Source organism: Streptomyces sp. NPDC044106 (assembly GCF_056433985.1).
The window spans coordinates 97,443-110,051 of the sequence record NZ_JBWKFZ010000019.1 but is presented as its reverse complement, the minus strand read 5'-3'; the positions used below and the strand labels follow the sequence as shown (position 1 = coordinate 110,051).

General features: G+C 73.8%; 8 protein-coding genes. 4 read left to right on the top strand and 4 right to left on the bottom strand.

Annotated elements, in window-relative coordinates; translation table 11 throughout:
- The first annotated feature begins 12 nt into the window (after positions 1-12).
- Both solA and AC07DI_RS30425 read left to right on the top strand, forming a co-directional pair.
- Positions 13-1,167 (top strand): N-methyl-L-tryptophan oxidase, encoded by a 1,155-nt coding sequence (solA, locus tag AC07DI_RS30430; RefSeq protein ID WP_478907407.1) that lies wholly within the window; start codon positions 13-15, stop codon positions 1,165-1,167.
- Between the two features lie 44 nt (positions 1,168-1,211).
- Positions 1,212-2,336: an aromatic ring-hydroxylating oxygenase subunit alpha gene (locus AC07DI_RS30425; protein ID WP_478907405.1), complete on the top strand. Its 1,125-nt coding sequence runs from the start codon at positions 1,212-1,214 to the stop codon at positions 2,334-2,336.
- Here the strand turns inward: AC07DI_RS30425 and AC07DI_RS30420 are convergent.
- From AC07DI_RS30420 to AC07DI_RS30405, 4 genes are all read right to left on the bottom strand, one after another.
- A complete protein-coding gene (locus tag AC07DI_RS30420) occupies positions 2,326-6,960 on the bottom strand; it encodes a hypothetical protein (RefSeq protein WP_478907403.1) in 4,635 nt (1,544 codons plus the stop codon). The two genes, AC07DI_RS30425 and AC07DI_RS30420, sit on opposite strands and share 11 nt — an antisense overlap.
- 66 nt (positions 6,961-7,026) lie before the next feature.
- Positions 7,027-7,920: a hypothetical protein gene (locus AC07DI_RS30415; protein ID WP_384261361.1), complete on the bottom strand. Its 894-nt coding sequence runs from the start codon at positions 7,918-7,920 to the stop codon at positions 7,027-7,029.
- 121 nt (positions 7,921-8,041) lie between these two features.
- Positions 8,042-9,586, bottom strand: coding sequence for a hypothetical protein (locus AC07DI_RS30410; RefSeq protein ID WP_384261356.1), 1,545 nt, complete (start codon positions 9,584-9,586; stop codon positions 8,042-8,044).
- Positions 9,587-9,644: 58 nt separating this feature from the next.
- Positions 9,645-10,349, bottom strand: a complete 705-nt coding sequence (locus tag AC07DI_RS30405; protein WP_478907400.1) for a GntR family transcriptional regulator — start codon at positions 10,347-10,349, stop codon at positions 9,645-9,647.
- Between the two features lie 149 nt (positions 10,350-10,498).
- Here AC07DI_RS30405 and AC07DI_RS30400 point away from each other — a divergent pair, with 149 nt between their 5' ends.
- Together AC07DI_RS30400 and AC07DI_RS30395 are read left to right on the top strand one after the other, a co-directional pair.
- Positions 10,499-11,809 (top strand): MFS transporter, encoded by a 1,311-nt coding sequence (locus tag AC07DI_RS30400; RefSeq protein WP_384261351.1) that lies wholly within the window; start codon positions 10,499-10,501, stop codon positions 11,807-11,809.
- Positions 11,806-12,591, top strand: coding sequence for a putative hydro-lyase (locus AC07DI_RS30395; RefSeq protein ID WP_478907398.1), 786 nt, complete (start codon positions 11,806-11,808; stop codon positions 12,589-12,591). Before AC07DI_RS30400 ends, AC07DI_RS30395 begins: the two co-directional genes overlap by 4 nt.
- Positions 12,592-12,609 lie beyond the last annotated feature (18 nt).

Sequence of the window (12,609 nt, the reverse complement as noted above, 5' to 3'; positions counted from 1 at the left end):
CTGGAGGCACCGGTGTCCCCCACCTACGACGTGATCGTGATCGGCCTCGGCGGCATGGGCAGTGCCGCCGCCCACCACCTGTCCGCGCGCGGCGCCCGCGTCCTCGGCCTGGAGAAGTTCGGGCCGGTGCACAACCGCGGCTCCAGTCACGGCGGTTCACGCATCACCCGGCAGTCCTACTTCGAGGACCCCGCGTACGTACCGCTGCTGCTGCGCGCGTACGAGCTCTACGACCGCCTCGAACGCGACACCGGCCGCGACATCGCGACGCTGTGCGGCGGCGTGATGCTGGGCCGGCCCGACAGCCGCACGGTCGCCGGTTCGCGGCTCTCCGCCGAGCGCTGGGGCCTGCCCCACGAGATGCTCGACGCCAAGGAGATCCGCCGCCGCTTCCCCACCCTCACCCCGCGGGACGACGAGGTCGGCCTGTACGAGGCACGGGCCGGTCTCCTGCGCCCCGAGAACACGGTGGCCGCGCACCTCAAGCTGGCCACGCGGCGGGGCGCCGACCTGCACTTCCAGGAGCCGATGACGCGGTGGGGGCCGTACAGGGACGGCGTGCGCGTGCACACCGCCGAGGACACCTACACGGCCGGTCAGCTGGTGATCTGCCCCGGCGCGTGGGCGCCCGGACTCCTCACCGACCTGGGGGTGCCGTTCACGATCGAGCGGCAGGTCATGTACTGGTTCCGGCCGACCGGCGGCGAGGGCCCCTTCACCACGGAGAACCACCCGGTCTACATCTGGGAGGACGCGGAGGGTGTGCAGGTGTACGGCTTTCCCGCCATCGACGGGCCCGGCCTCGGCGCGAAGGTCGCCTTCTTCCGCAAGGGCACGCCCTGCACTCCGGAGACCATCGAACGGACCGTCGACGACCAGGAGGTCGCCGCGATGGCCGACCAGGTGGGGCGGCTGATCCCGGACCTCCCCGGCCGCTTCCTCAAGGCCGCCACCTGCATGTACTCCAACACCCCCGACGAGCACTTCCTCATCGCCCGCCATCCGGCGCACCCCGCGTCGGTCACCGTCGCCGCCGGCTTCTCCGGCCACGGCTTCAAGTTCGTACCCGTGGTCGGGGAAATCCTCGCCGACCTGGCGCTGAACGGCGCCACCAACCACCCCATCGGCCTCTTCGACCCCGCCCGCCTCGCCGCCGCGCCCGCTTGAGCCCCGCCCGCTTGAGGAGTACGAGAACGAGGAGTACGAGAACCGTGACGACGACCCCCTTGCCGCCCAGTCTCATCGCGACCCTCCCCGGCCACTACTACACCGACCCGGAGATCTTCCGGCAGGAGCAGGAACACGTCTTCGAAGCGCTCTGGTTCTGCGCGGTGCGCGCCACCGACCTCGACGTGCCGGGCGCCTTCCGCACCGTGCGGGTCGGCCGCGAAAGCGTCCTCGTCACCCGCTCGCGCGCCGGCGAGCTGCGGGCCTTCCTCAATGTCTGCCGCCACCGCGGCGCCCGCCTGTGCACCGAGGAGTCCGGCCGGGTGCGCCGCGCCCTCCAATGCCCGTATCACGCCTGGACGTACGACCTGGACGGCAGGCTGATCGCCGCGCCCGATCTGGCGAAGCTGCCGGATGTGGACCGCGAGGCGTACGGCCTGGTGAAGGTCGCTCTGCGGGAGTGGCTGGGCTACGCCTGGGCGTGCCTGGCCGACGAACCGCCCTCCTTCGAGGAGACCGTCATGGGCGCCGCGGTCGAACGGCTCGGCGACGCAGCGTCCATCGAGCGCTACGGCACCGAGCGGCTCGCGCTCGGCAGGCGCGTCAGCTACGACGTGCGCGCCAACTGGAAGCTGATCGTCGAGAACTTCATGGAGTGCTACCACTGCGCGACCATCCACCCCGAACTGACCGACGTGGTGCCGGAGTTCGCCGACGGCTTCGCCGCGCAGTACTACGTGGGGCACGGCGCCGCGTTCGGCGAGGAGGTCGGCGGCTTCACGGTCGACGGCAGCGCGGGCTTCGGGCGGCTTCCCGAGGTCGCCGAGGACCAGGACCGGCGCTACTACGCGATCACCGTGAAGCCGACGGTGTTCGTCAACCTCGTCCCCGACCACGTGATCCTGCACCGGATGTTCCCACTGGCCGAGGACCGCACGGTCGTCGAGTGCGACTGGCTGTACGCGCCCGACGTCGTCGCGTCCGGCGCCGACCTGACGCGTTCCGTGGAACTCTTCCACCGGGTCAACACGCAGGACTTCGCGGCCTGCGAGCGCACCCAGCCCGCGATGGCGTCACGCGCCTACCGCGCGGGCGGGGTGCTCGTGCCGACCGAGCACCACATCGGACTCTTCCACGACTGGCTGACCAAACGGCTCGCTACGCAGTGACCGGGTCTCCTTGGGGGGCGGGCCGCTTGTACATCCGGGTCGCGGTGATCTCCCCGTGCACCGTCTCGCCGTCGGGGTCCTCGGGGGCCCGCTGCGGCAGTCCCGGACGCAGGTGCTCCTCGACGCTGATGTACTTCAGGCCCGCCCGCAGGTCCGCGTCGTTCCGCAACCGGATGACCAGCGGGAACTCGGCGAGCGCCGTCGTGTCGAACAGCCCGGTCGTGTAGAGCAGCTGCACACCGAGCGCGTCCGAGACGGCCCGCTGGAGCTCCAGGAGGTACGTCGCGTTGGCGCGGCCGATGGGGTTGTCCAGGAAGAGTGTGCCGGCGTGCCGGTGCTTGTCGCGGCCCCGGTCGTTGCTGCGCAGCGCGGCCATCGTGCAGTACAGGGCGATCGCGGCGGTCAGGAGCTGGCCGCCGGAGAACACGTCGCCCATCTGTCCGACCGGGACGCGCTCGGCGCGCAGCACGGCGTCGGGCTTGAGGATCTCGACGGCGACACCGCGCGGCTCCAGGGCGGCCTGCACCCCGCGCAGCAGCAGGGACATGCCGTCGCGCCGCAGGTCGGAGTTCTTCTTCACGGCGGCGCGGGTGGCGTCGTCGATGACGTCGCCGAGCCGCTCGACGAGCGTGGCCTGGTCGGGCTCCTCGAAGCGGACGCGCAGGAACTCCTGGCCCGACCACTCGCCGAGGCCCTCGGGCAGACGGGAGAGGCGCTGGGCGGACCGCAGCGTCGCGAGCGCGGACTCGACGAGGCCGCGCAGGCGGTCCACGATGCTGTCGCGGTTGCGCTCCAGCTGCTCCAGCTCGTCGGTGAGCACGCGGAGCCGGGGGGCGAAGGCGTCGGCCCACTTCTTGGCGTGGTCGGGCAGCGCGGACGCGGGGAGCTCGCGGATCTGCTGGCGGGCGGGGGTGCGCACCTGCTCGTACCGGGTCGAGTTCGCGTGGCGTACGAGGATGTCGCTCGCCTCACGCACCGCGGATTCGGCGGTCGAGAGGTCGGCGGCGCAGCCGCGCAGGGAGCGGCGGGCCTCGGCGGCGGAGTGGCGGGCCTCTTCGAGGGAGCCGGGGTAGGCCTCGGGGCTCTCCTCGGACTCGTCCTCCTGGTGCTCGCGCAGGAGGTCCCGCAGCAGGGCCGCGGTCTCGTCGAAGCCGCCTGCCGCGTCCTCGGTCACCCGGTGGGTGTGCAGCAGGGCGGCGTGGGCCTCCTTGGCGCGGCTGAGCGCCTCGGTGCGCGCGGCCAGTTCGCCGGTGGCGGTGCGCAGGAGCGTCTGGGCCTGCTCGACGTCGGCGGGGACGAGCTCCTCGGGGAGCTCGGTGTGGGCCTCGCCGTCCTCGGGGGCGTGCCGCTCGGCCTCGCCGCGCAGCCGGCCGAGCTGCTCGCTCGCGGTGGCGGCGCGCGCCTCGATGAGCTGGACCTGGGCCTCCGCGCGCGCGGCGGCGGCCTGCCGGGACGGGCCGTCGGAGCCTTCGGTGCCTTCGAGGAGCAGGGCCGCGCGGGTGCGGACCTTGTTGCTGAGCCGGTCCAGCTCGGCGAGGGCGGCGCTCTCGTCGCTCTCGGCGCGGGCCTGCTCGGCACGGAGGTCGGCGCCGACGCCCACCTTCTCGTAGAGCTGGGAGGCGGCGCGGTAGGCCTCGCGCAGGGCGGGCAGCGACGCCTTGGGGGTGTCGCTCTCCTCCGGTACGTCCTCGGGGGCGCCGGCGATCTCGGCGCGCTCGGCGCGCAGCGCGCGGGCGGTGCGGCGGGCGTCGTCGGCGGCGCGCTGGGCGGCGCGGCGGTCCTCGTCGGCGGCGCGGGCGCGGTCGAGGCAGGTCTGGGCGCGGGCCTCCGACTCGGCGGCGTCGTCGGCGAGTTCGCGCAGTTTGGCCTGCCAGCCGGCCCGCTCCCGCAGCCGGAAGGCGAGGCCTGCGAGGGCGTCGGCGGCACGGCGGGCGCGCTGGGCGGCCTCCTGGCGCTCGTCCCGCACGCGTGCGGCCTCGCTCGCCGCCTCGTCGGCCTCGGCGCGTGCGGTACGGGCCTCGGCGAGCTCGGCCTCGGCCTCCTCGGCGAAGGCGCGCGCCTCGTCGGCCGCGGCGGCGAGCTCGCCGAGGCGGCCGCTCGGGCAGCCGGTGCGCCAGGAGGCGAGGCGGGCGGCGAGCTCGCGGTCCTTGCCGAGCCGGGCGGCGAGCGCCCGGATCTCGTCGTCGCGCTGCGCGGCCCGCGCGCGCAGCGCCTGCCGCTCCTCGTCGGCGGCGTGCTCGTCGTGCATGGCCGGGTTCGGCGGTACGAGGAAGACGCCGCTGTCGGCGGCCTGCTCGCCCGGTGTGGGGGCGAGGAGGGCGGCGGCGGTGCCGACGGCCACGGCGGAGCGGGGCAGCAGGGCGGCGTCGGCGAGGGCTTCGCGGGCGCGTGCGTGCGTGGCCGGGTCGGTGATGACCACGCCGTCGACAAGCTCGGGGCGGGCGGCGAGCACGCGCGCGTGGTCGGCGGGGTCGACGGCCTGCGCGAGGTAGCGCCAGCCGGGCAGTGCGGGGATGCCGTGCTCGCCGAGGAACTCGACGGTGGCGAGGACGTCGGGGCCCGGCGGCAGGAGCCCGCCGTCGCCGAGGGCGCCGAGGATGCGGGAGTCGTCGGCGGCGGCGGTGCGCAGGTCGAACAGCTGTCGCTCGGCGGAGGCGACGCCCTCTTCGAGGAGGGCACGCAGGTCGTCCGCCGAGCGGTCGAGCTCGGCCACGGAGAGCGCGCCGTCCGCGCCGGCGGCCCCGGTGTCGCTGCGGGGCTTCGGCACTCCGCCGCTCGCGGTCGGCAGGCTGAGGAGCTCGGCGAGCCGCTCGTCCCGGGCGATGGCTTCGGCGGCGCGGCGCTCCGCGTCGTGGGCGGCCTCGGCGGCGGTCGCCGCGTCCGCGGCGCGGGCCGCGGTCAGCTCCGCGCGGGCCTCGGCGGCGGCCGTCTCCTTGGCGTGGTCGGCGGCCCGGCGTGCGGCCTCGCGGGCGGTGTCCCAGGCGGCGACGGTGGTCTTCTCGGCGTCGCTCGCGGCGAGGGCGGCGCGGGCCGGGTCGGCGTCGGGGGCGGTGTCGTCGAGCCAGCCCGCGCGGACCGCTTCCGCGGTCTCCTGCTCGACCTCGGTGAGGCGCTGCTTCAGGTGGCCGAGTTCGCTGCGGGCGCGCTGGGCCTCGGTGGCGGCGGCGGTGGCGTCGCGGTGCGCGGTCTCGCCGGTCTCCTGGAGGGCCGCGGAGCGCTCCTCCTCCTCGTTCGCGAGGTTCTCCGCGCCTTCGGCGGCGGTGTGCAGGGCGCGGACGAGATCGGCGGCGGCCTTGGCGCGGGCGGCGAGCGCGGGCGCCGCGTCGCGTTCGGCCTCGCGGATCGCGACGGCCACGCGCGCGGAGCGGTCGGCGGCGGCACGGTGCCGCAGGACGGCTTCGGCGGCCTGCCAGGCGGCGTGCAGGGTGCGCGCGTCGGCGAGCTCGCGGCGCTGTGCGGCGGCGGCCTTCTCGGCGACGGTGAGCGCCAGGGAGGCGTGCCGGTAGGCCAGTTCGGCGGAGATCAGGGCGCTTGTGCCGCGCGCCCGCTCGGCCTCGGTGACGGTGTGGGCCGCGGCGGTGACCTGCTCGGCCAATTCGGCGGCGCGACCGCGCTCCTCGACGGCGCGCGCGGAGAGCCTGCGCGCCAGGATCCGCGTGCGGCGCTCGGCTCCCGCGTGCACGTCACGCGCGCGTGCCCGGGTCCCGGCGGCCTCGACGATGCGTCCGAGGAGGTCGACGGAGCCCGCGGTGAAGTCCCGTTCGGCCATCAGCTCGGCGCGCCGGCCCAGCTTGTTGCCGAAGCCGTGGACGAGGTCGGCGAGGCCGTCCGTGTCGCGTGTGTCGGTGACGGCGCGCAGCAGCAGGTCGGTGAAGTCGGAGTCCTTCTTGACCGCGAAGAGGCCCGCGGCCTCGCCTTCATCGGCGTTCATCTCCCGCTGGTAGCGGAAGAGTTCGGGGTCGAGGCCGAGGTCGGTGAGGTGTTCGTTCCAGCGGTCGTGGATCTCTTCCCAGTGCACTTCGAGGTGGGGGTACGCCTTGACCGCTTCGGTCATGGCGTCGCGGAAGCCCTTCATGGTGCGCCGGCGCCCCTGCGCGCCCGACGCGCCCTCCGCCGAGGGCCGCACGGCGGTGGACTCGGCGACGGGCAGCGAGTCCAGGCTGAGGCCGGGTCCCGGCCGGAAGGAGTACCAGGCCTCGGCGAACTTCCGCGGGTCGTTGGAGACCTGCCTGCCCCGCCATTCGCTGACCTTGCCGACCACGACGCACTCGCCGGTCAGGGTGTGCTGCCACTCCAGGGCCACGTGGCCGCAGTCGTCGGCGAGCAGGAACTTGCGCAGCACGCCGGAGCTGGCGCCGCCGAGCGTGTTCCGGTGGCCGGGGAGCATCACCGAGAAGATCAGCTTGAGCAGGACGGACTTGCCGCCGCCGTTCTCCAGGAAGAGGACGCCCGCGGGCGCGGGGCGGCGCGGCGGGCCGACCGGCTCGTCCTCGAAGAACTCCGCCTGGGTGGGCGCGGGGTTGGGCACCTCCGCGCCGACGCCGCGCAGGTCGAGCACCGTGTCGGCGTAGCGCGCACCGGCCGGACCGATGGAGTAGAGGCGGACCCGGGACAGCTCGTACATGGCGGCGGACTCTCGTCGTAAGTCGTGCGGGACGGCGGGAAGGTGGCAGGGGTGGGGCGGGGCGGGTCAGGAGTGGAACGGCAGCCCCGCGTCGGCGGCCAGCTCCAGGTCGTCGGTGTCTTCGGGCGGCAGCAGTGTCGCCGAACCGTCCGTGACCGGTACGACGCCGAGCTCCAGGAGTTCCGCCATGGCCGCGCTGCCCGCCATGTCGCGGACCTGGAGCTGGTAGCGGGCCGTGGTGCGGTAGGTGCCTCCGGAGTCGTCGCCCGTCCGCTGCAGGAAGCCGGATTCGGTGAGGAAGGCGACGGCCTTGGCGACGATGCCGGTGGTGGAACCGGCGAGGCGGCGGGCGTCCTTGGTGGCGCCGGTCGAGCTGCGGCGCGCCCAGATCCGCCAGGCGGCTTCGAGGCCGGGGGCGTCGGTGGCCGGGTCGGTGTTCTCGCCCTGCTCCTCGGCGCGCTCCTCCAGGCGGTGGCAGGCCTGGCGCACGAACGCGTCGACGCCGTTGACCGTGACCCGGCCGATGTAGCCGTCGTCGGCGAGGTCCTCGGGACGCGGGAAGGCCATGGCGGCGACGGCGAGGTGGGCGAGGCCGTGCAGGAAGCGGTCGGTGGAGTCGGTCGCCGCGCGGCGGGCGTAGTCGCCCATGCGGACGGCGAAGACGGAGTCCTCCTCGGCGGTCACGGCCATCCCCGCGCGCGGGGACACCTCCAGGACGACGAGGCCGAGCCCGGTGGCGACGGCGTCGGCGAGCCGCGCGAAGGGCGGGTCCTCGCGGTAGCGGCGGAGCAGGTCGCCGTACTCCTGGTCGCGGGCGGGCTGGAGCTTGGGCTGCAGGCCGAAGGAGACGAGCCGGGCGGCGTCGGCGGCGTCGGCCGGGGTGACGGGCGCGGGGGCGGAGGGCGCCGCCGCGGAGTCCGGCTCGCCCCACGCGGCGTGCTCTGCGGGGTGGTCGGTCACGGCGTGTGCTCCTTGCGGCGGTGAACGGGTCGTACGTCGTGGTGAGCGGGTCGTATGTCGTGGTGGACTGGGCGTACGCGCTCGGGGGTGCCCGGCGGCGTGGCGTGCTCTGTCGTGGGCATCAGGCCGCCTCCGTCCGTCCTGCCGCCATGCCGGCGGCGTCCAGGAGGGCCGTGCCGACGACGAGGTCGGCGCCGCCGAACTCCTCGTCGTCGAGCTCGGTGCCGTCGTCCACGGCGAAGAGCAGCTTCTCCTCGCCCTGGCGGTAGGCGGTGCCGACCGGCGGGCTTGCCGCGTGGACGGCCAGCAGGGCGACCAGGTAGGGCAGTTCGGGGTCGCGGCGGCGGGCGTCGGCAAGGAGGCCGGAAAGCCTGCGGGGCGCGTCGGCGGGCAGGTCGAGCAGGTCCATGGCGCTCGCGAGCTGCTCCTCGCTGAAGCGGCTGTCGTCCGGGGTGGCGATGAGGTCGGGCTCGGGCATCTCGGCGCCGAGGTGCTCGCGCTCCACGGGCGGCGTGAGCAGTATGTCGACGAGGTCGCCCACGCGGACGGAGACCGGTGTGCGCAGCCCGGTCCCGCGCGCGAAGAAGGCGTCCGTCACACGGGTCGCCTGCTCGGCGGGGAGCGGCAGGAGGGGCGCGAGCAGCTGGCCGTACAGATCGAGGCCCGCGCGCGCGGTGGGGGCGGCGAAGGCCTGCCGGTCCTGCTCGGCGCGGAACAGCGGGCCCGCTTCGAGGAGTCGGGACTGCAGCTGCGTATGGCGGCGGATGCAGTCCTTGACGATGTCGACCAGCTCGGCGGCGCGGCGCTTGTGCTCGCCCGCCTTGGAGTCGGAGGCGGCCTCGGACTCGTCGCGCACCTTGCGGATGTTGGTCAGGATGGCGTTCTCGTGGCGGTAGCGGTCGGCGACGTGGTCGAGGGCTTCCGCGATCATGTCGGGGACGGCCTGGAGCCAGTCCACCGCGCGGACGTTGCGCCGGGTGGCGTCGAGGGCCTTGCGCAGGGATTCCGAGTACTGCACGGTCCGGTAGCGGGCCTGCTCGGCGGCGAGCTGGGCGTCGGCGAGCCGGCCGCGCCTGATCAGGACCTCCAGCTTCACCTCGGCGGCGATCTGGGCGCTGGTGACGTCGGTGTCCAGGGCTCCGACCAGGACGTTGACCGCTTCGTCGGTCGTGCGCAGGAAGACACCGCCGCCGTAGCCGGGGACCTCTTCGAGGAGCTTGAAGTCGTAGTCCCTGCGGACATAGGTGCCGTCGGGGGTGAACGTGCCGTACACGGCGCGGAAGCCGCGGTCGACGCTGCCGACGTTGATCAAGTTCTCCAGGACCCAGCGGGCCACCCGCTCGTGCTCGGCGGCCGGGCGGCGCGGGGCCTGGGCCGCGACGCGCGGCAGCAGCCTGGCGACGATCTGCTCGTGGTCGGCGCCGGTGTCGAAGTCCATGTTCAGCGTGACGAGGTCGATGGCGGCGAGGGCCACCTCCGCCATCGCGTACACCGAGTACTCGCCCGCGAGATTGGCCTTGCGCACGTCGAGGTCGTGCAGCGGAGCGGTGCAGGCGAGCGCGCGCAGGCGGCGCGCCAGGCCCTCGTCGGCGGCCGGGCCCTGAGCGGGCCGCGGCCCCGCGCTGAGCTGGGGCGGAGCAGTGTCCGTAACGGCAGGCGAAGTCACGGTGCACAGACTAGGTCCTCGGTCTGACAACGGTCGAAACGGCGCAGAAGCGACCGGCTCAGCCGGCCGCGCCGACCCGGCGCCCGTACACCTCGACGAGGCCTTCGAGGGAATCCTCCAGGTAGTCGGCGAGCAGTCGTTCGGCCCGTCCGGCGTCTCCCGTCAGCAGGGCGGCGAGGATCTGCTTGTTGCGTTCGAGGTAGGGCTCGTGGAGGCGGCGCGGGTCGTCCACGACGTGGAAGGCCAGGCGGAGTTCGGCCAGGACGCTGCGCATGAGCTCGTCGGTGCGGGCGCTGCCCGCGAGGGCGACGAGCTCCCGGTGGAAGTGGATGTTGGCGGTGGAGACGCTCCTCCACTCCTGTTCCGCCGCCGCGCGTACGCCGTCCGCGACGGCGCCCGCCACCGCGTCGAGGGCGTACGGGGGCTCGCCGAGGCCGCGGACGACCGCGCACTCGACGAGCCGGCGCATGCGGTAGATGTCTTTTACGTCCTCGATCGTGAGGACTCGCACGAAAACGCCCCGGTTGAGCTGGTGCTCAAGGAGCCGTTCGTGCGTGAGCAGCCGGAAGGCCTCCCGCAGGGTGTTGCGGGAGACGCCGAGCGCGCCGCCGATGCTGTCTTCGGAGAGGCGGGTCCCGGGCGGGAAGTAGCCCTCGGCGATGCGGGCCCTGAGGATGTCCGAGACCCGCTCCGCGGTGCTCGTGCGCCCCAGGAGCACACGGTCGTCGGCCAGTCCGCTCACGTCAGCCATCGCCTCAGCCATGCCCGGATTCAATCGCAGAGCGGAGAACGAAACAACACAGGTATTGAGGGATCGTTCAACGATCCTCTACGTTGTCGGGCACGGCTCGTTCCGACGGGCCGCGACCGCAGGCTCCAGCACCCTCCGTCCCCCTCTCCCGCGAGGTGCCCATGAGCACGACCCCACCGCCCCCACCCGCCCGCACCGCTCCGCCCGGGCTCCGCCCCGAGCAGGGTGAACTCCCCGACGACAGCGGCGCCTTCGGCTGGCTGCGCGCCCTCGGGCCGCGCGGTCGGCGCGCCTTCGCCGGCGCCTTCGGGGGCTACGCGCTCGACTCGTACGACTACTTCACACTGCCGCTGAGCATGGTGGCGCTCTCCGCCTACTTCGGCCTCGACAGCGGTCAGACGGGCCTGTTCACCACCGTCACGCTCGTCGTCTCCGCCGTGGGTGGCGCCATCGCGGGTGTGGTCGCCGACCGGATCGGCCGCGTCAAGGCGCTGATGATCACGGTCGTCACGTACGCGGTCTTCACCGTCGCCTGCGGTTTCGCGCCCAACTACGAGACGCTGCTGGTCTTCCGCGCCCTCCAGGGGCTCGGTTTCGGCGGCGAGTGGGCGGTCGGCGCGATCCTCGTCGCCGAGTACGCGACCGCCAGGAACCGCGGACGCACGCTGGGGGCGATCCAGAGCTCCTGGGCCGTGGGCTGGGGGCTCGCGGTGATCGTTTACACCCTGGTGTTCCAGTTCCTGGACGACGACGTCGCCTGGCGCGTGATGTTCTGGACCGGCGCGCTGCCCGCACTGCTCGTGATCTACGTGCGCCGCAACGTGCACGACGCCCCCGAGGCTGCCGAGGAGCGCCGCAAGAGTTCCCACAAGGGGTCGTTCACGGCCATCTTCAAGCCGGGACTGCTGCGCGTCACGTGCTTCGCGGTGCTGCTGTCCACGGGTGTGCAGGGCGGCTACTACACGCTGGCCACCTGGGTGCCCACGTATCTGAAGGAGGACCGGGGCCTGACCGTCGTCGGCACCGGCGGCTATCTGGCCTTCCTGATCTCGGGCGCCTTCATCGGCTATCTGACCGGCGGCTACCTCACCGACAGGCTCGGCCGCAAACGGAACATCACGCTCTTCGCGTTCCTCTCCGCGGCCAGCGTCCTCGCGTACACACACATCCCGGACGGGGCCAACGGCCTGCTCCTCGTGCTCGGTTTCCCGCTGGGCTTCTGCATGTCGGCGATCTTCAGCGGCTTCGGTTCGTTCCTCAGCGAGCTGTACCCGGCCGCCGTGCGCGGTACGGGACAGGGCTTCACGTACAACACGGGCCGCGCGGTCGGCGCCGTCTTCCCGACCATGGTCGGCTTCCTCGCCGACAGCTGGGGCGTCGGCGGGGCGCTGGTCTTCGGAGCGATCGGTTACGGCCTCGCCGTCGTCGCGCTGCTCGGCCTGCCCGAGACCCGGGGGAGGGAGCTCCTGTGACCACCGGGGCGGTCCACAGCGCCAAGGAGGCCCGCGCGGCGTTCCGCTCGGGCGAGACGGGCCCCACCGCGGGCTGGGCGGCGGGCTTCACCCAGGCCAACCTCATCTCCGTCCCCGCCGACTGGGCGTACGAGATGCTGCTCTTCTGCCAGCGCAACCCGAAGCCCTGCCCGGTCCTCGACGTCACGGACGCGGGCTCCTGGTCGACCCCGCTCGCCCCGGGCGCCGACCTCCGCACCGATCTGCCGCTCTACCGCGTCTGGGAGGACGGTGAACTTCTCGACGAGCCCACGGACGTCGTCGGCCGCTGGCGCGAGGACCTGGTGACCTTCCTCATCGGCTGCAGCTTCACCTTCGAGTGGGCGCTCGCCGAGGCCGGCGTCCCGCTGCGCCACATCGAACAGGGCCGCAACGTCCCGATGTACGTGACCGCGCGCCCGTGCCGCCCGGCGGGCCGCCTGCACGGCCCCCTGGTGGTGTCGATGCGTCCCGTGCCGCCCCGGTGTCTCTCCGACGCCATCAGGGAGAGCGCCCTGATGCCCGCGGTGCACGGCAGTCCGGTGCACTGCGGCGACCCCGCCGGGCTCGGCATCGACCATCTGGACCGCCCCGACTTCGGCGACGCGGTGGCCGTCGGCCCCGACGACATCCCGGTGTTCTGGGCGTGCGGCGTGACGCCGCAGGCCGCGGTGATGGCGTCGCGGCCACCGTTCGCGATCACGCACGCGCCGGGCAGGATGTTCCTCACCGACGCCCGCGACGAGCAGTACCGCGTGGTCTGACCACCGGGTCCGACCGTC

Excerpts from the sequence above, each read along its gene's own strand:
- AC07DI_RS30420 (WP_478907403.1), bottom strand. The coding sequence starts at position 6,960 with ATGTACGAGCTGTCCCGGGTCCGCCTCTACTCCATCGGTCCGGCCGGT.
- AC07DI_RS30405 (WP_478907400.1), bottom strand. The coding sequence starts at position 10,349 with ATGGCTGAGGCGATGGCTGACGTGAGCGGACTGGCCGACGACCGTGTG.
- AC07DI_RS30400 (WP_384261351.1), top strand. The coding sequence starts at position 10,499 with ATGAGCACGACCCCACCGCCCCCACCCGCCCGCACCGCTCCGCCCGGG.